The organism is Pseudomonas sp. NPDC087612, from assembly GCF_044743505.1.
Classification (GTDB): domain Bacteria; phylum Pseudomonadota; class Gammaproteobacteria; order Pseudomonadales; family Pseudomonadaceae; genus Aquipseudomonas.
Map to the genome: position 1 here is coordinate 332407 of NZ_JBIUWO010000001.1, position 25954 is coordinate 358360.

Annotated in this window: 29 protein-coding genes and 1 tRNA gene; 25 read left to right on the forward strand and 5 right to left on the reverse strand. The window is 60.1% G+C overall.

Annotation, left to right across the window (positions count from 1 at the left end):
• Window position 1: 1 nt before the first annotated feature.
• From ACIOVF_RS01300 to ACIOVF_RS01365, 14 genes are all read left to right on the forward strand, one after another.
• The gene (locus tag ACIOVF_RS01300; RefSeq protein ID WP_401286812.1) at window positions 2-415 is read left to right on the forward strand and encodes a hypothetical protein; all 414 of its coding nucleotides are present in this window, start codon (window positions 2-4) and stop codon (window positions 413-415) included.
• A gap of 53 nt (window positions 416-468) precedes the next feature.
• Window positions 469-732, forward strand: coding sequence for a PAAR domain-containing protein (locus ACIOVF_RS01305; protein ID WP_401286815.1), 264 nt, complete (start codon window positions 469-471; stop codon window positions 730-732).
• A 69-nt stretch (window positions 733-801) separates the two neighbouring features.
• Window positions 802-1140 (forward strand): hypothetical protein, encoded by a 339-nt coding sequence (locus ACIOVF_RS01310; protein WP_401286818.1) that lies wholly within the window; start codon window positions 802-804, stop codon window positions 1138-1140.
• 18 nt (window positions 1141-1158) lie between these two features.
• The gene (locus ACIOVF_RS01315; protein WP_401286821.1) at window positions 1159-2172 is read left to right on the forward strand and encodes an RHS repeat domain-containing protein; all 1014 of its coding nucleotides are present in this window, start codon (window positions 1159-1161) and stop codon (window positions 2170-2172) included.
• Window positions 2173-2174: 2 nt separating this feature from the next.
• Window positions 2175-2567: a hypothetical protein gene (locus tag ACIOVF_RS01320; protein WP_401286823.1), complete on the forward strand. Its 393-nt coding sequence runs from the start codon at window positions 2175-2177 to the stop codon at window positions 2565-2567.
• Window positions 2568-2722: 155 nt separating this feature from the next.
• Entirely contained in the window at window positions 2723-3331 is a 609-nt protein-coding gene (locus ACIOVF_RS01325; protein ID WP_401286826.1) for a hypothetical protein, read from the forward strand.
• Between the two features lie 41 nt (window positions 3332-3372).
• A complete protein-coding gene (locus ACIOVF_RS01330) occupies window positions 3373-3654 on the forward strand; it encodes a hypothetical protein (protein ID WP_401286829.1) in 282 nt (93 codons plus the stop codon).
• Window positions 3655-3686: 32 nt separating this feature from the next.
• Complete coding sequence (locus ACIOVF_RS01335) at window positions 3687-4220, forward strand: Imm15 family immunity protein (RefSeq protein ID WP_401286831.1); 534 nt, start codon at window positions 3687-3689, stop codon at window positions 4218-4220.
• A gap of 36 nt (window positions 4221-4256) precedes the next feature.
• Window positions 4257-4442, forward strand: coding sequence for an RHS repeat-associated core domain-containing protein (locus tag ACIOVF_RS01340; protein WP_401287567.1), 186 nt, complete (start codon window positions 4257-4259; stop codon window positions 4440-4442).
• 82 nt (window positions 4443-4524) lie between these two features.
• Window positions 4525-4962, forward strand: coding sequence for an Imm26 family immunity protein (locus tag ACIOVF_RS01345; protein WP_401286833.1), 438 nt, complete (start codon window positions 4525-4527; stop codon window positions 4960-4962).
• Between the two features lie 50 nt (window positions 4963-5012).
• Window positions 5013-5276 carry a PAAR domain-containing protein gene (locus ACIOVF_RS01350; RefSeq protein WP_093381755.1) on the forward strand — a complete coding sequence of 88 codons (264 nt, stop codon included), beginning with the start codon at window positions 5013-5015 and terminating at the stop codon, window positions 5274-5276.
• A 69-nt stretch (window positions 5277-5345) separates the two neighbouring features.
• The gene (locus tag ACIOVF_RS01355; protein WP_401286836.1) at window positions 5346-5684 is read left to right on the forward strand and encodes a hypothetical protein; all 339 of its coding nucleotides are present in this window, start codon (window positions 5346-5348) and stop codon (window positions 5682-5684) included.
• Between the two features lie 388 nt (window positions 5685-6072).
• Window positions 6073-6903, forward strand: a complete 831-nt coding sequence (locus tag ACIOVF_RS01360; RefSeq protein WP_401286839.1) for a hypothetical protein — start codon at window positions 6073-6075, stop codon at window positions 6901-6903.
• Window positions 6904-6965: 62 nt separating this feature from the next.
• Entirely contained in the window at window positions 6966-7166 is a 201-nt protein-coding gene (locus ACIOVF_RS01365) for a hypothetical protein (protein WP_045194012.1), read from the forward strand.
• 129 nt (window positions 7167-7295) lie between these two features.
• On the opposite strand, the gene ACIOVF_RS01370 is transcribed toward ACIOVF_RS01365, so the two are convergent.
• The 5 genes from ACIOVF_RS01370 to ACIOVF_RS01390 all read right to left on the reverse strand — a co-directional run bounded on the left by ACIOVF_RS01370 (window position 7296) and on the right by ACIOVF_RS01390 (window position 10985).
• Window positions 7296-7371, reverse strand: a tRNA-Gly gene (locus ACIOVF_RS01370).
• 63 nt (window positions 7372-7434) lie between these two features.
• Window positions 7435-7995 carry a CDP-diacylglycerol--glycerol-3-phosphate 3-phosphatidyltransferase gene (pgsA, locus tag ACIOVF_RS01375; protein WP_010221879.1) on the reverse strand — a complete coding sequence of 187 codons (561 nt, stop codon included), beginning with the start codon at window positions 7993-7995 and terminating at the stop codon, window positions 7435-7437.
• A gap of 32 nt (window positions 7996-8027) precedes the next feature.
• Entirely contained in the window at window positions 8028-9851 is a 1824-nt protein-coding gene (uvrC, locus tag ACIOVF_RS01380; protein WP_045194013.1) for an excinuclease ABC subunit UvrC, read from the reverse strand.
• A gap of 8 nt (window positions 9852-9859) precedes the next feature.
• Window positions 9860-10498 carry a UvrY/SirA/GacA family response regulator transcription factor gene (gene uvrY / locus ACIOVF_RS01385; RefSeq protein ID WP_010221877.1) on the reverse strand — a complete coding sequence of 213 codons (639 nt, stop codon included), beginning with the start codon at window positions 10496-10498 and terminating at the stop codon, window positions 9860-9862.
• A 100-nt stretch (window positions 10499-10598) separates the two neighbouring features.
• The gene (locus ACIOVF_RS01390) at window positions 10599-10985 is read right to left on the reverse strand and encodes a helix-turn-helix domain-containing protein (RefSeq protein WP_195884391.1); all 387 of its coding nucleotides are present in this window, start codon (window positions 10983-10985) and stop codon (window positions 10599-10601) included.
• A 648-nt stretch (window positions 10986-11633) separates the two neighbouring features.
• Between ACIOVF_RS01390 and ACIOVF_RS01395 the strand changes: the two genes are divergently transcribed.
• The 11 genes from ACIOVF_RS01395 to ACIOVF_RS01445 all read left to right on the forward strand — a co-directional run bounded on the left by ACIOVF_RS01395 (window position 11634) and on the right by ACIOVF_RS01445 (window position 25951).
• A complete protein-coding gene (locus ACIOVF_RS01395) occupies window positions 11634-12941 on the forward strand; it encodes a nucleotide sugar dehydrogenase (protein ID WP_045194015.1) in 1308 nt (435 codons plus the stop codon).
• A 192-nt stretch (window positions 12942-13133) separates the two neighbouring features.
• Window positions 13134-14666 carry a glycosyltransferase gene (locus ACIOVF_RS01400; RefSeq protein WP_082075380.1) on the forward strand — a complete coding sequence of 511 codons (1533 nt, stop codon included), beginning with the start codon at window positions 13134-13136 and terminating at the stop codon, window positions 14664-14666.
• Between the two features lie 15 nt (window positions 14667-14681).
• Entirely contained in the window at window positions 14682-15833 is a 1152-nt protein-coding gene (locus ACIOVF_RS01405) for a PilZ domain-containing protein (RefSeq protein ID WP_401286847.1), read from the forward strand.
• Between the two features lie 24 nt (window positions 15834-15857).
• On the forward strand, window positions 15858-17309 hold the full coding sequence (locus ACIOVF_RS01410) for a sel1 repeat family protein (protein WP_401286850.1): 1452 nt from the start codon (window positions 15858-15860) through the stop codon (window positions 17307-17309).
• Complete coding sequence (locus ACIOVF_RS01415; protein ID WP_401286853.1) at window positions 17306-18757, forward strand: alginate export family protein; 1452 nt, start codon at window positions 17306-17308, stop codon at window positions 18755-18757. Before ACIOVF_RS01410 ends, ACIOVF_RS01415 begins: the two co-directional genes overlap by 4 nt.
• A 14-nt stretch (window positions 18758-18771) precedes the next feature.
• Window positions 18772-20199: an MBOAT family O-acyltransferase gene (locus tag ACIOVF_RS01420; RefSeq protein ID WP_401286856.1), complete on the forward strand. Its 1428-nt coding sequence runs from the start codon at window positions 18772-18774 to the stop codon at window positions 20197-20199.
• Window positions 20200-20208: 9 nt separating this feature from the next.
• Window positions 20209-21303, forward strand: a complete 1095-nt coding sequence (locus tag ACIOVF_RS01425) for an alginate O-acetyltransferase (protein WP_401286858.1) — start codon at window positions 20209-20211, stop codon at window positions 21301-21303.
• Window positions 21304-21313: 10 nt separating this feature from the next.
• Entirely contained in the window at window positions 21314-21958 is a 645-nt protein-coding gene (locus tag ACIOVF_RS01430) for an alginate O-acetyltransferase AlgF (protein ID WP_093381735.1), read from the forward strand.
• Window positions 21959-21960: 2 nt separating this feature from the next.
• A complete protein-coding gene (locus ACIOVF_RS01435) occupies window positions 21961-23364 on the forward strand; it encodes an alginate biosynthesis protein AlgX (protein WP_401286862.1) in 1404 nt (467 codons plus the stop codon).
• A complete protein-coding gene (locus ACIOVF_RS01440; RefSeq protein WP_401286865.1) occupies window positions 23355-24470 on the forward strand; it encodes a polysaccharide lyase in 1116 nt (371 codons plus the stop codon). The genes ACIOVF_RS01435 and ACIOVF_RS01440 overlap by 10 nt, the downstream gene beginning before the upstream one ends.
• 17 nt (window positions 24471-24487) lie before the next feature.
• The gene (locus ACIOVF_RS01445) at window positions 24488-25951 is read left to right on the forward strand and encodes a right-handed parallel beta-helix repeat-containing protein (protein ID WP_401286866.1); all 1464 of its coding nucleotides are present in this window, start codon (window positions 24488-24490) and stop codon (window positions 25949-25951) included.
• Window positions 25952-25954: the final 3 nt, after the last annotated feature.

Consider the following 25954-nt stretch of genomic DNA (forward strand, 5'->3'; position numbering starts at 1 on the left):
AATGAAAATTACAGTAGGCGCTCAATATGGCGACCCAGCATCAGATCGAATTGTACACCCGATCAAGAAAGAGTTAACCACCCACCTTGAAAGAGGTATGAGTCGAGATTATTTTAGAACGATCTTGGAGATTGGCATCGTGCTTCGGGTCTCCGGCGCAATATGGAAATTCGAGCCAGCTGGGGCAAGCAGACTCAGACACAACAAGCGGAGTAACATCATCACAGCGGACCTGGTAATCCCGGAAAGTGAATGGCGAGAGCGCTCTGTCGCCCATATAAAGAAGTATTTAGCCACTATCACGCTAGACTGCTTTGAGGCCATAGAGGAAAAAACCAAAAAAAGCAAAGAGCTTGTTTACAGCGAGGATTTTCGTGCAGACAGCACACAGGTGATTTCTGATTTTTTGCAATAAAAACAAAACAACTATGAATCGAAACTTCGACTAAACGAACTGGACTTGGAAATTTGAAAGCAATCATTCGACGAGGAGATAAAACTGACCACGGCGGTTCAGTTATTAGTTCTATCCCTCACACCAGCCTTGACGGTCGCTCGATGGCCGGCAAAGGCAACCTAGTCTCCTGCCCGCTCTGCAAAGGCATCTTCCCCATCATCGAAGGCAGCAGCACCTACAGCATCAACGGTATCCCGGTCGCGCTCGACGGCATGAAAACCGCCTGTGGCGCCAGCCTGATCGCCAGCGCCTCTCACGGCAGCGTGCATCGATAACCCGAAACCAAAGAGCACTTTGTTCGCACGGATTGCGACCACACCTCAGCGTCAACGGAGGATGAGGCCATGGGCCAACTGAAAACCCGAATTGCCGAGCTGAAGCAAGCCCTGCAACAGCTTGTCGAGCACAACGTCCACAACCCGGACGACGATGACCACTGGAGCGGCGTGCTGTTCTTCTGCGCCACGGACGAACGTACCCGTACATTGGTCGAGCAAGTTGAAATCCTCGCCAGCGAGCTGTTCTTCGATCCACAAGGCAGGGCCCTGCGCCACCGCATGCGCACCGCCTGCATTGACGGCGTCATCATCCAGGAGTCAATGCCCTCCCGCGGCGATGAAACGGTTATCCGCATCGAGGTGTTACAAGCGGGTCGTATCACTGTGAGTGCAGCCAGGGAGTAAGGGCTACCGCTTGAATACTTGGCCTTCGACCCGGCCAGCTCCCGCGCCAAGTACCAGCACCGCCGCGAGGCCGGTCCCGCATGGAACCAGAACGAACAGCGCAAACTCGATCAACAGTACGGTTGTGGCAACACCCTCTACGGCTGGGATGGCGACACCCTGGCCTTCGAAAACCGCACCCATGACCTTGGCGCCCGCCTGACCCACTACGTGTACGAGCCCGGTACCTTCATGCCCGTTGCTCAAACGGTGGAACACCGCTCCATCAAGTTGCTGCTCGAGCCTGTCTACGACTTTCCCTACGACATCGAGCGTGACCCCGTCTGGCAGCACAAGCCCGCGCCAGCGCCCTTCGATGCGTTTGCCTGGTACCAGTGCGACCACCTGGGCACGCCCATGGAGCTTACCGACGAACAGGGCGAAGTGGCCTGGAGCGGCACCTACAAGGCCTGGGGCGCGGCACAGGAGAAACGCAGCGACACCGCCAAGCGCGCGGGCATCCACAATCCGTTGCGCTTTCAGGGGCAGTACTTCGATGTCGAGACAGGGCTGCATTACAACCGGTATCGGTACTATGATCCGGGGGTCGGGCGGTTTGTTGGCAAGGATCCGATCGGGTTTGCGGGAGGGTTGAATGTATTTGCTTATGCGCCGAATCCGGTTGAGTGGGTTGATCCGCTGGGGTTGGCGAAGAAAAACTGCAGATGCGAAGAAGATAATCACTACTGGGGCCCCGAAAAGCCAAGAGCTCACAATGCAGCTCCGAACTCTATTTATACTAAGACCGACCGTACTGGCTCCGTTGCTGTCCAAAATACAGTATATGATGAAAAAGGCTCCGCCATTGGCCAGATTGATTTTAAAAATCATGGAGGCAAAGCTACTTCAGGGCATGGACACATAATATCACGCCCAGGAAATCTATCCGCAGGCCATGGCCCTGGAGCCGTGCATATCGAGCCAAATAAAGTGCCGAAAGGATGGAATAAAATACCAAACGGAATGCTTCCAGCCATACCTATAGGAAAATGATCATGACAGAAAACGCAGAGAAAATTCTCAATGAATTTCACAACTTTGATGACGGACTATTACTAACCTTTGAGTATTCTTACCCAACCAACCAACCATTAACAGCACGAATAGTAGCTTATGGAAAAAACCACAGCACAGAAAACCAACACTGGGAAAAAGTAGAGTTCTTGGCAACTGACATAGAAGAAATAAAAATCAAAATAAAAGGAAATCAATTCAACTCAATAACCACTGGAATCAGACTATTGAAATTCAACAATCTTTGGTGCCTGGATATAGACGGAAATTACAATTTCGACAAAGACCCAGCATCACTAAAAGAAATTCAGCAATATGGAGAGTGCTACATTATAGCCAGCAGTATAAAAGCACGAAAATTAATAGAACTATAATATAACGCACCCTCAGCACCTGGACGACCTTACCCCACCTAAAATGAAAGAAGGAACACCTATCTTGACGCAGCGGACCAGCATCCAAGGGAGCAAAACAGCACACCCACCTTAACATGCTGCATAGCACCCCACAAAAGAAGGAGGGGGTAAAAATGTCAAAGCGAATCCTTTGGAAACAAGGAGACTTTATTGTCATCGGGCTAAAAAATGGGGATTATACAATTGCACAAATGCTTACAAGCCCAGTGCTGCGCTTCTTTGACATAGTCTCCCAAGAGGACGACTGGGCGACTGTAGAGTGGCGCAACGTAAAACCGACATTTCAAATTTTTGTTGCAAACACTGTCCTGAAAGAGCTGGGCGTTCGAAAAATAAAGATTGACTTACCGCCCTCTTCCAACCTAGATCCATTTTGGATAAAACCTTATACCTCCATGGATGTACAGCACTACAAAGGCAAGCCATCTGACTTCCCCTTTTTGGGCGGAAAACTCATAGATCTAGGACCAAACAACGACAGAGAAACAACAACAGCGCCAGTATTAAAGCATGACTTAACACTACCTGAAGACCGAGAAAAAATCGAACGATATGAACTCACTAACATGTGGGGCGACCAAGACCTAGAAGATCGATTAGTACGATTTTTTCGTACCGGAGTTAACAGAGACGATCTGAAATATGAAATTTTTCCAACACTATGGGCAGACCGTGCGCAACTTAGGCCTTTGACTCGCAGACTTCCAATTCCTCTTAGATAAAGAGCTTTGTTGGAAAGGATCCGGTTGGGTTTGCGGATGGGTTGAGTGTTTATGCCTATGCGCCGAATCCGCTTGAGTGGGTCGATCCGCTGGGTCTTGCAAAAAAGAAGATCAAGGCAAGCGGAACACCCAAACAAGCGCAAACCAAAGTTAAAAGGGAGCAAGCAAAGTCTGAAATTGATCGTATTGACGCCCCCCAGCAGAATGTTCCTCACAGCCAATGGCATGCACGCTGCCCATGCGGCTCAGGTTACAACCTTGACAGATCAATCCACGACAAGGGCAGAGACGATGTAACATTTTCTAGAAAAACAATCGAATAGCTTAACGAGCATGGCTGGAGCATACCATTAAAATGAAATTAACAGATTTGTACATTTCGATAATAAGCAAGGAATCATATGATGATATGGACGTATTTTTCTTGAGCTACGAAAGCTTTGAGGAAATTCCACTTATTTCAAGATACAACAGACTTGACCAGCTTGCCGACATATTAGGGAAAAGCAACACTCTAGACTTTTTGATTGGACTTTCAGCGTTTCTACTTAACTCAATCACCACCCTGGCAAGGGTAAAAAAACTAAATGAGGACGAACTTTTCATAGCAATAACATTTACAGATTTTGACAACCCCTACGGAAGCGAACCCATAATCCCAAATATTTTTATCTACCCAAACCAAAACAAAGAAAATGACTTCCATCAAAGTCTAAAAAACAACACCCCCAACAAAAAATCCATTGAACTAACAACAATCCAAAAGCACTTCTCAAAATGCAACTTGGAAAATAGCTTTATATTTTACGAGAGCAGATTTTTTGACCCAGCTTGCGATGAAGAAATTGTAAGGATATTTGCCGTCCCCAAGCGCTCCCACAAAATATAATGCCGGCATAAGCGACGCCCACAACAGAACAAAAATATCGAGACCGGCCTGCATTACAACCGGAACCGATACTATGATCCAGGGGTTGGGCGGTTTGTTGGCAAGGCTCCGATTGGGTTTGCGGGAGGGTTGAATATTAATGCCTATGCGCCGAATCCGGGTAAGTGGTTAGTCCCAGTACGGGACCTTGAATCTATAGAACACAAAACCTCGGCACATTGATAACAAAACAAATCAACCCAGCACCAGATAGAAACAAAAACAGAGCCGCTTACATCGACTGTGCAAAAAGGCACCTATCACAATGAACAAAGTAAAGCCAGGAGATATTTTTGCCGTACCACTTGATAATCGCAAACAGCACTATGGCTATATACGAATGTATAACGACCCCAACATAGCCATATTGAACGTGACATCCAAAAACAGATTGCTTAGCATTACCGAACTGGAAAATTACACACCCTACATGGATGCCTTTTCGTTAAGAACCGCAGTTGAAAAAGGTGAGTGGCCATACATTGGAAACATCCCATTCAACAAGAACGAAAATCCTTGGCCCGGCCCCAAAAAACAAGTATCCACAATCAGGCCCGACTTAAAGCTTGTCATATATCAAGGAAAACTAATTCCTTCCGAAAAATTCGGAGAATATGACAGCCTTCCCGAATTTAAAAAATTTACCGACGAAACACTAATCAAAGAAATAATCGCTAACTCTGAACATTTTCATAAGCTCTAACACTCATCAAGCATTCACCTAAAATATCACTAAATAAGAGGAGGGCTTGAGTGAAGAAAATTGCACGCCTTGGGGATTCGACTGATCACGGAGGTTCGGTGATTGAAGCTATCCAACATACAAACCTCAACGGCAAACCAATAGCCGGCAAAGGCAACCTAGTCTCCTGCCCACTCTGCAAAGGCATCTTCCCCATCATCGAAGGCAGTAGCACCTACAGCATCAACGGTATCCCGGTCGCGCTCGACGGCATGAAAACCGCCTGTGGCGCCAGCCTGATCGCCAGCGCCTCTCACGGCAGCGTGCATCGATAAACAGAAACCAAAGAGCACTTTGTTCGCACGGATTGCGACCACACCTCAGCGTCAACGGAGGATGAGGCCATGGGCCAACTGAAAACCCGAATTGCCGAGCTGAAGCAAGCCCTGCATCAGCTTGTCGAGCACAACGTCCACAACCCGGACGACGATGACCACTGGAGCGGCGTGCTGTTCTTCTGCGCCACTGACGAACGTACCCGTACATTGGTCGAGCAGGTTGAAATCCTCGCCAGCGAGCTGTTCTTCGACCCTCAAGGCAGGGCACTGCGCCACCGCATGCGCACCGCCTGCATTGACGGCGTCATCATCCAGGAGTCAATGCCCTCCCGCGGCGATAAAACGGTTATCCGCATCGAGGTGTTACAAGCAGGTCGTATCACCGTGAGTGCTGCCAGAGCGTGACGGCTACCCGCGCAGCAAACTGCTCGATAACCGGCTGCGCGACTATTGCGGCAAATATTACGTCTACGACGAACGCGGCAACCCCGGGTGATCTATCACCCAATTTGCAAGACAATGTGTCCAGGCGACCGGTCAGTCGAGTGTATGAAATGTCGTTGAGGCGCGTGCCAGAGCCTTGGCTGAAAGCATTTAGCAAAACCGGCAGGCTTCGCGCCCTGACCACTTGCGATTTCTCCCCATCCCGCCGCTTGCCCTGTGCACGCTCCTTGCCCGAAGATCCAGCCTGGCGATAGCAGATCGTCGAAACAACTCAGGCAAAGGACTTACCGTGAACAACAAGAAATCGCCAAACTCAGGCGACAGCCTCTCACCGCCCTGGACCACCCATATGCCGCGCGCACTGCACCAGCTGGAGCAGTTTCGCCGCGAGTACACTCGCAACTGGCGGGTCAATGCCAACAGCCACCGCAACCAGGGACACTATGCCTGGATGACCGCTCAGGTTGAGGGCTACCTGCGCCTCCTGGAGATTGGTTGCGGCGTCGGCCACTCCACCCTGGCGCTGCTGAAGAATGGTCACAGCGTGGTCTGCGTGGAAGAGAACCCCCACTGCATTGCAGCCACTCAGGCCCTGCTCTCAGAACACGGCTACTCGGTCGCGGTCATTGCACGCGAATCTGCCCAAAGCCTGGACGACAACGCCTACCGACTCGACTACTGCGCGCCGGGTGATGCGCCCAAGGCCGACTGCCTGCTGATCGAAGGCGATGCCCTGGGTGACCCGCAGCTTGAGCAGTGGCTCAAGGCCCAACCTCGATTCGACGCAGTGGCCTGCTGGCTGCTCGGCACCCACAACGCCCGAGGCCACAACGTCGCGGTGGACACTCGCCTGATGCCAACCGCCTTCGAGCACCGAATTTTCGTGCAGAACAGCGTCTATGAACTGGCCGATGAAGTGCTGCGTCCCGGCGGATTGTTGAACGTGATCGACCGTGGGCAAACACCCGACACGGACGTTCTCAAGCACGCCGTCCTTGGCGGTCACCGTGATCAGGCCAGTGTCACCTCATTGCAGGTCGAGAAGCTGGAGCACACGCCCTACATGCACACCCGCGAGGAAGGTGCGATGGGGATGCAACTGACAGCCCCCGTAGCCTCTGCCGTACCGACCGGTCCCGTGACGCTGTCGCTGACGGCGGTTACTTCGCGCAAACCCTGAAGCGGCTGCCCCGTCCTGCGTGGGCGGGCACTGCCACTTCACAGACCGTCAATGGAGAGCCAATGGACAACCCGCACCGAAACCTCAAGGCCGCTGCCGATATCCGCCAAACCCTGAAGGCCCTGCAAGAAAGCCTGCCACTTTTGGTAGCCAAAGGCTTTGCCAAGGAAGCGCATCGAATTGGCGAAATCGTCAAAGACACGCAGAAGACGATGGACCGCATTGCCGTAGACACGGATGGTGAATTCACCTCAAGGCACTGATGGTTCAGCGATGCGTCAGCGCCCTGGACCAGACACCTGCCCAGCACCGAACAGCAGAAACGAAAAAAGGCCCCGAAGGGCCTTTTTTCTATCACCACAGCACTCTGCTGAATGCTGTAGCGCCATATTTGGAGCGGGAAACGAGACTCGAACTCGCGACCCCGACCTTGGCAAGGTCGTGCTCTACCAACTGAGCTATTCCCGCGTCGTGATGGGGGCTATTGTAACGATTCAATAAATCTCGTCAAGCCCTTGATTCAAAAAAGCTTTATTTCTGCTCCGAGCCTTCGCGCAGGTGCGGCCAGGCGGCGCGCAGGTAGTGCACCATCGACCACAGGGTCAGGCCGGCAGAAATCATCAGCAAGGCGTAGCCAAGAATCACCCAGAAGGTCAGCACCGGCGGGTTGGCCAGCAGGATCACCAGGGCGAGCATTTGCGCTGCAGTCTTCCACTTGCCCAGGTTCGACACCGCCACGTGCGCCCTCGCCCCAAGCTCGGCCATCCACTCGCGCAGCGCCGAGACCACGATCTCGCGGCCGATGATCACCGCCGCCGGCAGGGTCAGCCAGAAGTTGGCGTGCACTTGCACCAGCAATACCAGGGCCACCGCCACCATCAGCTTGTCGGCCACCGGGTCCAGGAAGGCACCGAACGGCGTGCTCTGCTGCAGGCGACGGGCCAGGTAACCGTCCAGCCAGTCAGTGGCCGCGGCGATGGCGAAGACACTGCTCGCTGCGATATAGCTCCAGTGATACGGAACATAGAACAGCAAAATGAAGATCGGAATGAGCAGGACGCGAAGAACGGTAAGCAGATTTGGAATATTCATCGGCACAACTGGCTGCAAAGTGAGCGGGCATTCTACTCGCTATGCAGGTTGGCATAAATCGACTCGGCAAGCTTTTTACTGATTCCCGGTGCTTTGGCGATTTCTTCGACGCTGGCGCGGGTCAGCTCCTGCAAGCCACCGAAGTGTTTGAGCAAGTCGCGGCGGCGTTTCGGGCCGACCCCGGCGACGCCTTCAAGGGTCGAGGTGCGGCGGGTCTTGCCGCGGCGGGCGCGGTGGCCGGTGATGGCGAAGCGGTGGGCTTCGTCGCGAATCTGCTGGATCAGGTGCAGCGCTGGCGAGTCGCCCTTGAGGGTGAACTCGTGGGCCACGTCGTTCAGGTACAGGGTTTCGAAACCGGCCTTGCGCGTGGTGCCCTTGGCCACCCCGAGCAAAATCAGGTCGGGCACCGCCAGTTCCTGCAGCACTTCACGGGCCATGTTCAGCTGGCCCTTGCCGCCGTCCACCAGCAGCACGTCGGGCAGCTTGCCCTCACCGTCCTTGAGCCGGCCAAAGCGCCGGGTCAGGGCCTGGTGCATGGCCGCATAGTCATCGCCCGGGGTTACGCCTTCGATGTTGTAGCGGCGGTAATCGGACTTGAGCGGCCCTTCCGGGCCAAACACCACGCACGAGGCGACGGTGGCTTCGCCGCTGGAATGGCTGATGTCGTAGCACTCCAGGCGCTGCGGGGTTTCGTCCAGGGCCAGCACCTGGGCCAGGGCCTCGAAGCGCGAGGCCATGTGCTGGCGGTTAGCCAGCCGCGCGCCCAGTGCCTGCTCGGCATTGGTCACCGCCAGTTGCTGCCAGCGCGCACGGGTGCCGCGCACCCGGTGGCTGATGGTCAGCTCGCGGCCGCGCAGGGTTTCGATCGCGGCGGTGATGGCGGCAAAATCCTCGTGGACGACGTTGACGATCAGCTCGCCCGGCAGTTCGCGCTCGGCGTTGCCCACGTAATACTGCGAGAGGAATGCGGCCATGACCTCGGCCACCTCCTCCTCGATGCCCACTTGCGGGAAGAAGTTCTTGCTGCCCAGCACCCGCCCGCCGCGCACGCTGATCAGGTGCACGCAAGCACCGCCGGGGTTGACGAAGGCGGCGACGACATCGACGTCGCCGCTGCCGCCTTCCATGCTCTGCTGGTCCTGCACGCGGCGCAGCAAGGCGATCTGGTCGCGCAGCTCGGCGGCCCTCTCGAATTCCAGAGCCATGGCCGCCTGTTCCATCTCGGCGTTCAGCTCGTTGGTCAGCTGGTGGCTACGGCCTTCAAGGAACATCACCGAGTGGCGCACATCCACCGCGTATTCTTCGGGTTCGACCAGGCCGACACAAGGCGCCTTGCAGCGTTTGATCTGGTACTGCAGGCACGGCCGGGTGCGGTTGCTGTAGTAGCTGTCTTCACACTGGCGGACGAAAAAGGTCTTTTGCAGCAGGCTCAGGCTTTCGCGGATGGCGCCAGCGCTGGGGTACGGGCCGAAGTATTTGCCCTTTTGCTTCTTCGCCCCACGGTGGATGCCCAGGCGCGGGTAGTCGCCGTCGGAAAGAAACACATAAGGATAGGATTTGTCGTCGCGCAGCAGGATGTTGTACGGCGGCCGCCATTCCTTGATCAGGGTCTGCTCGAGCAGCAGCGCCTCGGTCTCGTTGGCGGTGATGGTGGTTTCGACCTGGGCGATGCGCGCCACCAGGGCAGCCGTCTTCGGCGCCAGGCCAGCTTTGCGAAAGTAACTGGCGAGGCGCTTCTTGAGGTTCTTGGCCTTGCCCACATACAGCAGCCGGGCCTCAGCGTCGAACATCCGGTAGACGCCCGGGCGACCGCTACAGGTCGCCAGGAATGCGCTTGAATCGAACACAGGTGTCATGAATGCGCTCAGAGACTGGCGTCAACCATGCCGTGGCGGACCGCCAGCAGCGTCAGCTCGACGTCGCTGGTGACCGAGAGTTTTTCGAAGATCCGGTAACGGTAAGTATTGACCGTTTTCGGTGACAGGCACAGCTTGTCGGAGATGATCTGCACCTTCTGGCAACCGACGATCATCAGTGCGATCTGGATTTCTCGCTCCGACAACGCATCGAATGGCGAGCCTTGCGGCTGGAACGACTTGAGCGCCAGTTGCTGGGCAATCTGCGGGCTGATGTAGCGCTGGCCGGCAAACACCAGGCGAATGGCCTGGACCATTTCGTCCAGCCCGGCGCCCTTGGTCAGATAGCCGGCGGCGCCAGCCTGCAACAGGCGGGTGGGGAACGGGTCTTCTTCGCAAACGGTCACCGCCACCACTTTCACGTCCGGGTGGCTGCGCAGCAGTTTGCGCGTCGCCTCCAGGCCGCCGATACCGGGCATTTTCACATCCATCAGGACCACGTCGGGCTTGAGCTCGCGCGCAACCTTCAGCGATGCCTCGCCAGAGTCGGCCTCGCCCACCACCTGCAAGCCATCGATATCGGCCAGCATGCGCGTGATGCCCGTACGCACCAGATCGTGGTCATCGACCACCAGCACCCTAATCAAGCAGACACCTCGCACTGCGGCGGTAATTGGATCCCGCCACCTTAGCAAAAAATACAGCCGTAGACCTAACGGAAGACGTCATTTACCTGACGTCATTTTTTCATTTACCCGACAGTCGCCCGTACATCCCGCGCTCATAGCCGCCCGCTCTCGCCGGCGGCATCTGGGCACGCTCGGCCAGGCTGCCGAGCAACTGCCGGACGGCAGCCTGGTCGGCCTCTTGCAGCAGGCGAAAACTATTGAGCAACTGTTCTTCCTGGGTGTTCAGGCTGCTGTGTTCGACCGGCGTGTGCACGCCGCTCAATACATACAACGCGTCGACCCCGCGCGCCGCCACTGCCGCCAGGTAGTCGGCCTTGGGCGTGCGCTCGCCGCTTTCATACTTGCCCTGGGCGTTGGGCTCTACCCCGCCAATGTCGCCAAAGGCGCGCTGGGTCAGGCCCAGCCGTTCTCTTTCTTCCCTGATACGCGAACCGATTCCGTTCATTTGCTTGGCGTCCTTTATCCAGCATCCGGATGGATGAGCACACAGCCGTCAATGGCGTGCCTCGAACGAAGCCCGAACTATGCCGCGATCAGCCGCGCGGCACAAGTCAAAGCCCGCCCTACCTGTCCGGGGTTGTCTGGACAACCTGCAACTCTGCCCCACACTTGTTACTCAAGGCGCTAATAAGCCAACAACTTTGCTTAATAGCTAAAGTGCCATCACCGACGAAATCAACAGCCACTAATACAACAGCGCGGGGAGAATAAAGAAGTTCCATAGCGCATGCAAAAGCCCCGTCAAAAAAACCGTGAAAATCGTCAAAAGCCACAGATGCAACGGCTTTCTGGCGCCATTTTCTCGGCAAAATGCCGATATCGGATTTTTGACGCCGAACTAACCACAAACTTTAAATCATTGATTTATAACGGTTTTTAAACTTTAACAGAGTGGATTTAAACTTTATACAAGCAAGAGTTAGAGACTGCTTGCCGAAGTTAAAAAAACTCCCTTAGGATGTAATAAGACAACGAAAAACGCTTGCATCGCCTCCTTTTAGCGCGCTGCTTTTTCTTGCGCGTCTGCCGCGTCGACCATGCCGTTTAACTGAGTATCTCGGTCAGCTTTCGCTGCACCTTGGGAGAGGGAACTATGAATATCAGTATTTTTGGATTGGGTTATGTAGGCGCTGTCTGTGCCGGTTGTTTGTCTGCACGGGGCCATCAGGTGCTGGGCGTGGATATCTCGCCGGCCAAGATCGACATGATCAACCAGGGCAAGTCGCCCATTGTCGAGCCGGGCCTTGAGCAACTGCTGCTCGATGGCGTGCGCCATGGCCGCCTGCGCGGTACCACGGATGTCCAGGCTGCGGTACTGGCTACAGAGATGTCGCTGTTGTGCGTGGGTACCCCAAGCAAGAAAAACGGCGACCTGGACCTGGTCTACATGGAAGCGGTGTGCCGCGAAATCGGCACCGCCATGCGCGACAAGGCCAGCCGTCATACCGTCGTGGTGCGCAGCACCGTGCTGCCCGGCACGGCCAAGAACGTGGTGATTCCGATCCTCGAGAAGTACTCCGGCAAGCGCGCCGGCATCGACTTCGGCGTGGCGGTCAACCCCGAGTTCCTGCGCGAAAGCACCGCGATCCAGGACTACGATTTTCCGGCCATGACTGTGATCGGCGAACTGGACGCGCAATCGGGCGACCTGCTGCAGTCGCTGTACCAGGGCCTGGACGCTCCGGTGATTCGCAAGTCGATCGAAGTCGCCGAGATGATCAAGTACACCTGCAACGTCTGGCACGCGACCAAGGTCAGTTTTGCCAACGAGATCGGCAACATCGCCAAGGCTTCCGGCGTCGATGGCCGCGAGGTGATGGATGTGGTCTGCCAGGACTACAAGCTCAACCTGTCGCGCTACTACCTGCGCCCCGGCTTCGCCTTCGGTGGCTCGTGCCTGCCCAAGGACGTGCGCGCCCTCACCTACCGCGCCGGCCAGCTGGACGTCGAGCACCCGCTGCTGGCCTCGATCATGGCCAGCAACCGCAACCAGGTGAAGAACGCCTTCGAGCTGATCACTCGCCAGGACAAGCGCCGCATCGGCCTGCTGGGCCTGAGTTTCAAGGCCGGCAGCGACGACCTACGCGAAAGCCCGCTGGTGGAGCTGGCGGAAATGCTCATCGGCAAAGGCTACGAGCTCACCATCTACGACGCCAACGTCGAGTACGCGCGGGTGTTCGGTGCCAACCGCGAATACATCGAGTCGAAAATCCCCCACGTTTCGTCGCTGCTGTGCAACGACCTGCAGCAGGTGATCCGCGACGCCGAGGTGGTGGTGCTGGGCAACAACGATGACCGTTTTGCGCAAGCCCTGGATGCCAGCGACGGCAAGCAGATCATCGACCTGGTCGGCTTCATGGCCCACGGCAGCGATGCCCGGCGTGAAGGTATCTGCTGGTAAGGCCCCGTACTCCAGCACAGAGCACTCCAGCCAGAAAGTACTCCATCCAGAGAGTACCCGGCGATTGACCCAGGCGCCCCGCCTGACTGACTGCCCACCTGCCTCCTGCCCGGCCGGCCTTGTCCTGGCCAGGCGCGAACAGTGCGCATGTCATTCAGCCGGGTGCGGCCCGAACACAGGAGCAACGACTACATGGAACGACAGCAACAGCCGCCCTCGGGCCGGCCGGACTACCTGCAGGCAGGCGCGCGGTTTTGCGCCTGGGCCTGCCTGTTCGGCCTGATTGCGCTGGCGTCGGAGATGGTCGCGCCGCAGTACCTCGACCCTGCGCACCATAAGTTCATCTTCATCATCGGTGCACTGGGCATGTGGCGCTATGGCAACGCCATCGTCCATTACCTGCGCGGCATGTACTTTCTGCACTGGAAGTTCCCGCGCATGCGCAAGGCGGTCGAGCGCATGGGCGATGCGGCGCTGCCGGCGCACATGTTCATGGTAGTGACCAGTTTTCGCATCCCCACCCACACCACCTTCAAGGTTTACCAGTCGGTGTTCCAGGAGGTGCAGCGGCTGAAGGTGCCGTGCACGGTGATTGCCTCGATCGTCGAGAAAGGCGACGAGCAGTTCATCAAAGAGATCATGCGCAACGAGGTCAAGGACCGCGACGACATCAAGCTGGTCATCGTCCGCGCCCGTGGCACCGGCAAGCGTGACGGCCTGGCCCATGCCTTTCGCGCCCTGTCACGGCAGATGCCGCTGGAAGACTCGGTGGTCGGCGTGGTCGATGGCGACACCATGATGCTGCCCGGCTGCGTCGAGCGTGCGGTCAAGCTGTTTGCCTACCTGCCCAACGTCGGCGGCCTGACCACCAACGAGTTCTGCGAAGTCGAAGGCAGCAGCCTGATGCGCCAGTGGCACTCGATGCGCTTCGTCCAGCGGCACATCAACATGTGCTCGATGGCCTTGTCGCACCGGGTGCTGACCCTGACCGGACGGCTGTCGTTCTTTCGCGCCAGCGTCATGACCGACCCGGACTTCATCCGCGACGTCGAGGCGGATTTTCTCCAGCACTGGCGCCTGGGGCGCTTTCAGTTTTTGACCGGGGACGACAAGTCGTCGTGGCTGAGCCTGATGCGCGCCGGCTGGGACACTTTCTACGTGCCCGACAGCAACACCCTGACCGTCGAGCATCCACCAGACAACAGCTTCTGGCGCGCCACCCGCCAGTTGATGTTCCGCTGGTACGGCAACTCGCTGCGCCAGAACTTTCGTGCCACCGCCCTGCTCGGCCGCGCTCGCCTGGGCCTGTTCACCCTGTATGTGCTGCTCGATCAGCGGGTGTCGATGTGGACCTGCCTGATGGGCCTGACCGCCTCGGTGGTCGCCGGCATCGTCTTCGGCATCCAGTACCTGCTGGTGTACCTGTTCTGGGTGCTGCTGTCGCGCAGCATCGTCACCGTGCTGTTTCTGTTCGCCGGCCACCCGGTCAGCCCGGTGTACCCGTTCGTTCTTTATTACAACCAGATCATCGGCTCGCTGATGAAAGTCTACGCCCTGTTCCACATGGACCAGCAGAGCTGGACCCGGCAAAAAACCACATTAAGCAACGGCGCCGTCAACTTCGATGCCGCCCTGAACCGCTGGTCCTCGAAGGCGATGCTGTTTTCATCCATCGCGATTTTCTTCGGGGTCATCTCGGTTCTTCTCGAACTCACGCAACGTTAAGGAAAGGCGCCTGCCATGAGTAGCTCAAGCACACCCGCAGTACCGGCCAACGTAGTCCACGAAGCCATCGACGAACGCCAGTACGTGCGCACCAAACTCAATGCCCGGGTCAAGCTCAGCGCGGCCGGCCAGCCACCGTTCGACAGCACCCTGCAGGACATCTCCCTGGGCGGCATCGGCCTGGTCCACCCCGAGCCGCTGAAGATCGGCAGCCTGTACCACGCCTCGATCCAGCTGCGCCTGAACCAGGTCGACCTGAACATCGACAGCCAGATCAAGATCGTCTCCCAGCGCGGCCAGGAAGTCGGCGCCCAGTTCGTCGAGCTCGATTCGCAAAAGCGCGACATCCTGCGCTACATCATCAGCGCCTACCTGTCGGGCGAAATCGCCGACATCAATGGCCTGTTCAACGTGATGCAGCGGGAAAACTACATCAAGGAACGCAAGCACAAGTACGCCAGTGCGCGCAGCTCTGGCGAGCGCCTCAAGGCCACCCTCGGCACCCTGCTGTATGCCGCCGCCGGCCTCGCCGCGCTGGGCTTTGTCGCCTACAAGTGCTACCTGCTGTTCTTCCGTATCCCGGCAGTACAGGCCCAGGTCTCGGCCAATGCCCAGGTCATCAGCATGCCCGACAACGGCTATGTGAAGTTCCTCCTGGCGCCGGGGCAGACCGAGGTCAAGGCCGGCGCGCCGGTGGCGAGCATTTCCACCCAGCTGGCCACCAGCTTCACCAGCCCGGCCGACATGAAGGCGGTAGCCGACCTCTCGCCCGGCGACCTGCAGACCCTGCTCGGGCGCGCCACCATCGAAACCGTGATCAACAGCCCGTGCGACTGCGAGCTGTACTTCCCGAGCAAGCCCCTCGACGGCTTTGGCTACAAGCAGGCGCCACTGGTGCATCTGCTGCCCAAGGGTGAAGGCCTGTTCGTCACCGCCAACGTGCCGTTCGACAAGCTCGCCGACATCGGCCGGGTGACCTCGGTGGACCTCAAGGTGTTCGGCCTGGATGAGACCTTCAGCGGCAAGGTCATCGACTCTCGCGTCGATGAAGCCAACAAGAACCTGGCCCTGACCATCGCCCCCGACAGCCCGCTGCCGCGCGCCGCGTACCAGAAGCCGGTGGCGGTGGACCTGTACCTGGGCCTGCCGTTCACGGCGTCGCGCTAAGCACCCCCAAGGAAGGAATAGGCAATGAATGCGAAGACGCCCTCCCGCCTGCTGCTGGCAGGCTTTGGCCTGGCCTGTGCCGGCAATGCCCTGGCCGGGCAAAGCCTGGAGCAGATCCGCTACGCGCTGTACAAGGACCCGAGCGCCAATGTCAGTGCCGACCTGCGCATCCTGGCCGAGCGCGGTGACCTGGCGTCCAAGCTGTTGCTCGGTGACGTGCTGGCCAACAGCGATGGCGCCAGCCGCGCAGACGTCATCGCCCTGTACAAGGAGGCGTTTGCCGACGGCCGCGGCCAGGTGCCGGCGCTGGCCTCGCTGGCGCGCCTGCTGGACCGCACCCCGAGCCTGCAAAAGGGCCAACAGCAGTGGATGGCCCAGGCCCTGACGCGTTACCCGGCGACCCTCGACCCGCGCAATGCCAGTACCACCCTGGAGGTGTTCCTGGTGTACCCGCAGCTGGTCTCCAGCGAACAGGCGGCGCAGTTGCTGGCGCTGTACCAACAGTCGTGCCTGCTCAACTGCCGTCCCGAGCTGTACCAGGCGGTGCTGGCCGAGCGCCAGGGCGACCGCGCCGGCGCCGAGCGCTGGTACCAGCAGGCAGTGCGTGTCGATGTGCGGGCGATCGACCGCTACTACCGCTTTCTCGGCGACGACCAGGACCGCACCTTCCCGGCCTTTGCCCGCAGCCTCGAAGCGCTGCGCCCGACCCTGGCGGTTGAAATCGTGCACCGCATCGGCTCGCTGCTCGACAGCATCAACAGCGTGCAGCGCGCCGAGCAGGAAGCCGACCGCTACCAGCGCCAGGCCAGTGCCATGGGCCCGGCGCGGGTGCAGCCGGACGCCGCGCAACTGGCCCTGGAGAAACAGCGCAGCGATGCCCTGGACCTGGCCCGCGGCGAAGCCCATCGCTGGCGTGACAACGCCGTCGAGCGCGGCTTCGTGCCGGCGATGGTGTCCAAGGCCAACTTTATGATTTCCAACCCCACCGAGCACAACGCCGAAGAGACCCAGGCGCTGATCGACCAGGTGCGGGCCCGCGAAGCGACCCGGGCCAAGGCGCTGCAGGCCTCGTTCTACATGGTCAACAACTGGCTGACCCTGGACCCGGACAAGGCCCGCGCGCTGATCGACGAGCTGGTTGCCAGCCGCTACCCCGACGCCGAGCTGCTGCTGGCCGAGTACTACAGCAAGGGCGTGGCCGACCAGCCCGACCAGGACAAGGCCCTGCAGATCTTCCAGGCCCAGGCCCGGGCCGGCTCCACCGCCGCCTGGTACCGCATGGCCACCCTGCACGCTTACGGCCGTGCCATCTGCCATGACCCGGTCAAGGCCTACACCTATGCCCAGGTGGCCGTGGCGCTGGGCGAGAACGGTGCCCGCAGCCTGGTCACGCGCCTGGAAAAGACCCTGAAAAAGGATGACATCGCGCGCGCCCTGGCGGCACGCAACGATCTGTTGAAGGAGGCAACCCTGTGAAAGCCCACCACACCCTGTTCGGCGCCCTGCTGGCCCTGGCACCGCTGTACCCGGCGCACGCCCTGGAAGAAGTCACCGGCCCCGAGGCCGACAGCAGCGAGCCGGTGCGGGTCGCCGATGGCAGCGAGCCGGTGATCACCTCGGAGTTTTTTAACAAGCTCACCGTGCAAACCGGCTACGGCCCGGAGAATTCCGAAATCGGCCGCAGCCGCGAGATGTTCTACAGCTTGCGCTACGAGCCATCGTTCGCCTGGTACTCGCCAGAAAAACGCTGGGCCAAGTGGATGGTCTATGGCCGCCTGTGGCTTAACTACGACTCCAGCGAGTCGGCCAGCGTGCAGAACGAAAACGCCAACAACCTCGACCGCGAACAGCCCGAAGGCTGGTACGCCGAACTGCGCGAGCTGTACGTGAAACGCAACCTGCTCGGCGACGACCCGCGCTTTTCGCTGTCGGCCGGGCGCCAGCGCTATTTCGACGACTACGGCATCTGGTGGGACGACAGCATCGAGTCGCTGCGTTTCAACTACAACGACACCTTCTCCCGTGGCTTTGTCGCCGTGGCGCAGAAGTTCTACAACTACAACAGCGACGTCAATCGCCTGGCCGACAGCGAGGAGCGCACCACTTACCTGATGGGCGAGTACGCCTACCGCTGGAGCGAGCACAACTGGGCCGGCGTGCGCCTGATGCACGAGAACGACCACAGCGGCCACGACGCCGAGGACCGCTACGACTTCAAGGGCATGCGCTACGGGCTGTTCTTCAAGGCTGACGATCTTGACCTGACGCCGCTGTTCAGCGACTACCACCTGGAACTCGCGGGCCTGGACGGCAAGGTCGACAACACCGATGTCAACGGCCTCACCAGCAGCGGCCACAACGCCAGCGGCTGGGCGGCCCTGGGCGAAATCGGCAAGCGCTTTCACGACCTACCGTGGACGCCAAGGGTGGCCTTGCGCGGCGGCCTGACCGACAAGCCGAGCAACGACAACGACGGCTTTCGCCTGAATGCCATCCAGTCCGACCGCATCACCCGCCAGGGCAGCTACAGCACGCGCCTGGCCAGCTCTTTCGTCAGCCTCGACCTGCGCAACCTGAGCTACTACGGCATCGCCCTGGAAACCAACCCGACACCGCGCAGCGCCCTGGATTTTCGCCTCACCGAGCTCAAGCTGCGCGATGCCAACGGCACCCTGCCGATTCGCCTTGAAGGCGACCAGCGCAGCGAGCGCAACCGCGCCATTGCCCAGGGCAACCACGGCGGCGGCAAGGACGTCGGGCAGATGCTCGACCTCAACTACTACTGGAAGATGTTTCCAGTGGCCATCGACGGCAAGCACCTGGACGTCAACGCCTTGGTCAGCGCCAGCTACCTCAACGCCGGCAACGCCCTGGACAGTGGTGATGACTACCAGCTGACCTTCGGCGTCGTGGTCAGCTACTAAGGACGGAACCCGAGATGATCTTCGCCTCCAACGTCTTCCTGTTCCTCTACCTGCCGTTGTTCCTGGCCGTGTACTTCCTCGCCCGGGCGCCGTGGCGCTCGACGGTGATCGTCGCCGCCAGCTACATCTTCTATGCCTGGTGGCGGCCGGACTTTTTGCTGCTGTTCGTCGCCATCACCTACTGGAACTACTGGTTCGGCCTGCGCATCAAGGCGCGCCTGGATGCCGGCGACAAGCGCTGGGCGTTCCGCCTGCTGTGGATCGGCATCATCGGCAACCTGTCGACCCTGGGCTACTTCAAGTACGCCAACTTCGGCGCCGAGGTGCTGGCCGCCCTGCTCGCGCCGCTGGGCATCAACACCTTCACCCTGGAGACGATCTTCCTGCCGCTGGGTATCTCCTTCTATGTGTTCCATGCCCTGAGCTACATCGTCGACATCTACCGCAAGGACGCCACGCCGACCAACAACTTCATCGACTTCGCCGCCTTCGTCGCGCTGTTCCCGCACCTGGTGGCCGGCCCGATCCTGCGCTACAGCCAGCTGGCGCCGCAGCTGCGCCAGCGCACCCATTCGCTGGAGCTGTTCTCGCTGGGCGTGTGCCGGTTCATGCTCGGCTTCATCATGAAGGTGCTGATCGCCGACCAGCTGGCGCCGATCAACGTGCTGTTCATCAGCGAAGGCACCCTGCAATTGAGCGATGCCTGGTTCGGCCTGGTGGTCTCGACCCTGCAGCTGTACTTCGACTTCGCCGGCTACAGCCACATGGCCCTGGGCCTGGCCCTGATGATGGGTTTCCGTTTTCCGGAAAACTTCAACCAGCCGTATGTGTCGCAGAGCATCACCGAGTTCTGGGCGCGCTGGCACATGACCCTGGCGCACTTTCTGCGCGACTACGTGTACATGCCGCTGGTGCGCAAGCGCATCGCCGGGGCGCTGCCGGCGCTGGTCTACACCATGCTGCTGTCAGGGCTGTGGCACGGCGCCAGTTTTGCCTTTATCTGCTGGGGGCTGTTCTTCGGTTTCGGCATGGTCATCGAGCGCAAGTTCAACCTCGCCACCAAGATCACCACGCCCTACCACCTGGGCCGCAACCTGCGCACCTTCGTGCTGATCATCCTGAGCATGCCGCTGTTCTTCACCAACGACCTGCGCCACAGCATCGACATCTACCAGGCGCTGTTCGGCCTCAACGGCCTAGGTTCGCTGGAGCTGTACGTGCTCGGCGCCTCGAAGATGGCCATGTCGTTCGCCGCCATTGCCCTGTGCTGGCTGGTGCTGGCCGGCAGCAACAACGTGCGCTTCTACGCCGGCAACAAGGAGCAGTACTTCATGCGCCATGTCGGCGGCCTCAAGGCCCTGCTGCTGTGGGCAGGCTTTGCCCTGGCGCTGAGCAGCCTGGCGGCGCATTCGTTCTCGCCCTTTCTGTACTTTCAGTTCTAGGAGACCGCCATGTACCCGGTCATGAATTCGGCCAGCAAGGTCAACGGCATTGCCTTCGGCGTCCTGCTGGCAGGCATGTTTGTCTACTCGCTGCCCCCGGTGTTCAGTTTTGCCCGCAACCAGAGCGACGCCTGGAACCTGTTCGTCGACGGCAAACTGCTGCGCAAATTCGAGCAGGTCTACGACAAGCGCTTCTTCCTGCGTGAGCCGTCGGTCGAGCTGTGGGCCAACGCCCAGTACCGACTGTTCGAGGAAGGCACCAAGGGCGTGGTGCTGGGCAAGGACGGCTGGCTCTACACCAACCAGGAATACCGCGTGCCGAACAACCTTGAGGCCAACCTCGACGGCCAGCTCAAGCAGATCGCCGAGGTCGAGCAGCAGCTCAAGGCCCACAACAAGCGCCTGATCGTGCTGCCGCTGCCGATGAAGGTCGATGTCTATGCCGCGCACACCCAACGCGCCGTCGACCCACGGGCGATCAGCCTCTACGACCGTTTCGTCGAGCGCCTGCAGGCGCAGGCCATTGCCGTCACGCCGTTGCGCTCGGCATTTCTGGCCAACCTTGCCGGCCCCGAGCTGTTCCTCAAGTCCGACACCCACTGGAGCCCGCAGGGCGCGCGCCTGAGTGCCTACGAGCTGGCCCGCCAGCACCCGGAACTGCTCGGTGACCAGCGTTACCTGTCGCACAAAGTCGCCGACAAGACGGTCAAGGGCGACCTGATGAACTACATCCAGTTCAACCACGCGCAACTGGCGCCGCAGTTCGGCCCCAACCAGATCGCCCTGTACGAAACCCTCAAGGCCGAACAGAGTGCCAGCGACCTGTTCGCCAGCGAAAACCAGAGCCTGATGCTGGTCGGTACCAGCTACAGCAAGATCGATGACTGGAACTTCGTCGGCTTTCTCAAGGAGGCACTCAACCGCGACCTGCTGAGCGTGTCGGTGGAAGCCCGCGGGCCGTTCGAGGCCATGAGCCAGTTCCTTGCCAGCGACCAGCTGAGCAACCCCGAGATCGACACCGTGGTCTGGGAATTCCCCCTGCGCACCCTGCTCGCCCACCGCCTCGGCTCGCTGAGCCGCCCCGGGCAGACCCAACATTTCTAAGGAGAGACTGATGAACACTGCACTGCAACGCCTGCTCGCCACTTCCGCCCTGCTGCTGGGCAGCGCCGCCGTTCATGCCGCCGAAGGCAATGCCGACCTCTATGACGCCGTAGCCCCGGCCGACTCGGCCTTCGTGCGCGTGCTCAACCTGTCCGGCGGCAACATCGATGTGACCCTGAGCGGCAAGATTACCGCGCAACGGGTCGCCGCCGGCCAGCTCAGCGGCTACCGCTTCACCCCGGCCGGCGCGCACAAGATCGCCGTCGGCGGCACCGCCATCGAGCCGCAGCTCAAGGCTAACGCCGCCAGCACCGTAGTCTTTGATGGCAGCAAGCTGACCTTGATCGCCGACAAGTACGTCAACGAGCCGAAGAAGGCCCAGGTAGCCTTCTACAACCTGACCCCGGCCCAGGCAGCGCTGAAAACCGTCGATGGCAAGCACGTGATCGTCGACCCGCTGGGCAAGGACCAGACCGGCAGCCGCATGGTCAACGAGATCAAGATCGGCTTTGCCGCCTACGTCGATGAGCAGAACGTTGCCCAGTTCGACGAACTGTTCCTGAAAAAGGGCCGCTCCTATAGCTATGTGCTGCTGCCCAAGGGCGCCGGCTACCAGAGCATGAGCCTGGCCAACAGCATCGACCCGAGCGAGTGATCATGAAGCGCATTCTTCCCCTTGGCCTGGCGGCGCTGCTGGGCCCTCTGCTGAGCGCGCCGAGCGTGGCCGCAGAGCCCGCCAAGGCCAGCTGCACGAGCCTTGAGTGCATGGTCTGCCCGGGCCTGAGCAACCCGCAGAATTACGCCGAAGGGCGCATGAAGCTGATGCGCGAAATCGTCCCGGCCAAGGACCGCTGGCTGTTCCGCTCGGCGGTCGACCTGACCAACGACTTCGGCATCCCGGCGCCCTTGCGCCCGGAGTTCGCACGTTTGATGGCCGCCTTTCGCCAACAGGGCATCCACGTGGCCATGGCGGTGCAACCGACCCGTGGCCTGATGCACCGCGACAAGCTCTACGCCGACAAACTGCACGGTTTCGACTTTGTCCGCGCCAGCAGCAACCTGGAAAATTACCTGCAGCAATTGCGTGCCGGCGGTGCGGTGGTGCCACCGTTGATGCAACTGGTGCACACCCCGCCCAAGGGCGAGTTCTTCTTTCGCCGTGACCACCACTGGACCCCGGCCGGTGCCCAAGCTACGGCGCGGCTGGTTGCCGAAGAAATCCGTCGCCAGCCGTTCTACGCCGACCTGAGCAAAAAAAGCTACCGCACCGAACCCGGGGTCATGGTGCCCAAGGACGGCACCCTGAACCTGGCGCTGAGCTATATCTGCGGCAACAACTACGGTTTCCAGTACGTGCGCGGCTACCAGACCATCCCCGAGGCCGCTGGTGCCGATGCGCTGTTCGACGACGCGCCGGACCCAGAGGTGATCCTGGTTGGCGACAGTAACGCCGCCGCCCGTGAAGACGAGAGCAAGCAGTTCAACTTCGACGGCTACCTCAAGCAGTACCTTGAGGTCGACATCCTCAACTACGCCCTGCCCGGCGTCGGCCAGGACGGCTCGCTGCTCGAATACCTGCTGTCAGAGAACTACAAGCCCAAGGCACCGCCAAAGCTGATCATCTGGGAGCTGCCGGCCAACTACCAGCTGGAATCCGAGCAGATGTACCGCCAGCTGATCCCGGCGATCAAAGGCGGTTGCCCGGTGTCGACCGAAGTCCTGGCCAACCGGGTAGAGCGCCCGCCGCTGCGGGTCAACGAGCGCATCGAACTGCTCAGCAACGCAGGCGAAAACCGCAAGCACCTCGGCAACGGCCAGGGCTTTCTCGATATCCGCATCAGCGACAAGAACGTCAAGGATTTCTACGTGATCGTCTATTACGACAACGGCGCCCGCGACAAGGTCTGGTTTCGCCGCGAGGCGGTGGTTAGCGGCGGCCAGTACTACCTTGAGCTGAGCCGGGCCAAGGAATTTGCCGGGGCCAACCTGCTGTCGGTGTTCATGGAGCCGACCAAGCCCGGCACCGCCGCCACCCAAGTGGAAACCCGCGTATGCCTGTAAAGACCTGGACCGCGCTGGGCCTGGGCCTGTGCGCCAGCCTGCAGTTGGCCGACAGCCTGGCGGCCAGCTCGATCTGGCCACCGCGGGCCACCGCGCAATCGGCGATGATCGCCGACTACCGCACCTTGAGCTGCAGCAAACAAGCACCGCCGCCCTACACCGGCAGCCTGCAGCTACAAAGCAAGTACGACCAGCGCGACGCCAGCAAGTCGACCCTGCGCAGCAGCCCGGACGCCAACAGCGAACAGATCGGCAAGCAGGTCAAACAGTTCATCGGCGGCCTGATCTACGCCAGCAAGCGCTTCCAGCGGGCAAAAAATCCGCAGGAGGCGAACATGGCCCTGGCTTGCCAGGACCAGTGGCTGGAGCGCTGGGCCGAGGCCGGTGCGCTGCTCAACCCCGACGCCAGCAGCACCGGCATGGCCGCGCGCAAATGGGCGGTGGCGGCCATGGCCTCGACCCTGCTGATGACCCAGGCCGCCAGCGACGCCAAGCTGCAACTGTCGCCGACGCAGAAGGCCTGGTTCAACCAGTTGGGCGAGCGCATCATCGCCGAGTACCAGCCGCGCCGCACCCCGGGCTTTACCTGGTTCAACAACCACGACTACTGGGCGGCCTGGGCGGTGGCGGCGACCGGCATGCTGGTGCAGCGCGACGACTTCATCCAGTGGGCCGACGGCAACCTGCGCCGCGGCCTGCAGCAGGCGGTGAAGTCCGCTGACGGCAGCTACGCCTACCTGCCGCTGGAAGTGGCGCGCAGCAAACTGGCCGCCACCTACAGCCAGTACGCCCTGGTGCCGCTGGTGTTGCTGGCCGAGTCGGCGCGGGCCAACGACCTGCCGTGGAGCAGCGACGATCAGCAGACCCTGGAGCTGCTGGCCAACTTCGCCGCCCGCAGCATCCTCGACCCCGACGGCCTGCCCGAGCTCAAGGGCAAATCGCAGAGCGACGTCGCCCCGTACAAACTGGCCTGGCTGATCCCCTTCCTGCAGCGCGCCCCGGGTAACCGCCTGGCCCGCCAGCTGTATGACAGCGAGGATGGCGAGGTCGACAACTACAGCCAGATCGGCGGCCCGCTCAAGCCGTTCTATCCCACACTGCCGTAACCCAAGGACGAACCGTCATGGCCATGCTTGCCCGCCCGCTTACCCTTTCCTGCCTGGCGCTGCTGTTCAGCGCCGTGGCCCAGGCTGCCAGCCAGAGCTTGCCGCTGCAGCAAACACTGAGCGCGCTAGACAGCGCCGAACACCAGCGCGACCTGCAGCAGTTGCAGCAACAGGTCAGCCAGGCCGTGCAACTGCAGGTCAGCGAACGCCCGCGCCCGGCCGGCCGCGCCAGTGTCAGCCTGCAACCGATGTTCTCCTCCCAGGCCGGCAGCTGGCCGTTCGAGCCGTTCGTCAACAACGGCCTGTTCCGCGCCATCGCCGGCTACCAGGCGCATCACCCGCAAGCAGTGCTGGTGCGCGGCGGCAGCGTCAGCCTGGCGCAACTGCACGATGCCCTCAACGACCCGAAGATCATCAAGCGCTACAAGGACGGCTACCTGCTCAGCTACCCGCTGGTGATCGCCAGCGATGGCGGCCTGCTGCTCGAAGGCACCAGCCTGTACCTGTACAGCTACTCCGGCACGGCGCTGATCAACCAGGGCTGGCTGGGCCTGAACCAGTCGCGCCTGGAGAGCGTCGCCGGCGACAAGCCCGGCAGCACCGAGCGCGCCTGGCGGCCGTTCGTGGTGGCCTGGGCCGGCAGCCACACCCAGGTGATCGGCTCGACCCTCAACCGCCTGGGCTACAACGCCAACCTCTCGCGCGGCCTGAGCACCGCCCTGAGCAGCCAGCAGGCAGCCTCTACCCGCCCGGCCACGCTGATCATCCGCGACAGCCAGTTCAATGAACTGTCCAGCGCGGTAGAGCTGCAACACAGCCAGGCGCAGATCGACAACAGCCAGTTCGGCCAGTCCCAGCAGTACGCCATCGACGTGCGCGACAGCCAGGTCGTGGTACGCAATAACCAGCTACGCGGCATCGACAACAACAGCGGCATCCGCCTGCGTGGCCAGACCCGCGCACGTATCGAGCACAACCTGATCCTTGGCGCGCACAAGGCGGCCATCGAAGTCAGCGAGCAACAGGGTGCCCTGCTACTGAGCGGCAACTTGATTGGCGATAGCCGGAGCAACGGCATCCAGCTGCGCAACCTGACGCCGAGCGCAGCCGCACCGCTGCTGATCAGCGACAACCTGATTGGCAACAGCCAGGGCAGCGCCGTGGATGCCAGCGAGGTCGGCGCCGTCAGCCTGATCGGCAACCGCATCGGCAACAGCCCGGAATACGCCGTCAGCCTGCGCAATGCCACGCCGCTGGCCGGCCCCCTGACCTTGAGCGGCAACACCCTGGGCAAGGTCGGCAAGGCCGTGGTGCGGGTCGAGGGTTTGCAGCAGGTGGTGCTGGGGCCGAACACCTTCGAGGGCAAGCCGATTTTGCAGAACCTGCTGATTGGCGACCTGTTGCCGCTGCAGGGCAAACTGCTGGAGGCCACCGTTGGTCAGCAGGGGGTCGTCCTTATGACGACACGGGGAGCTCGCTAGCGA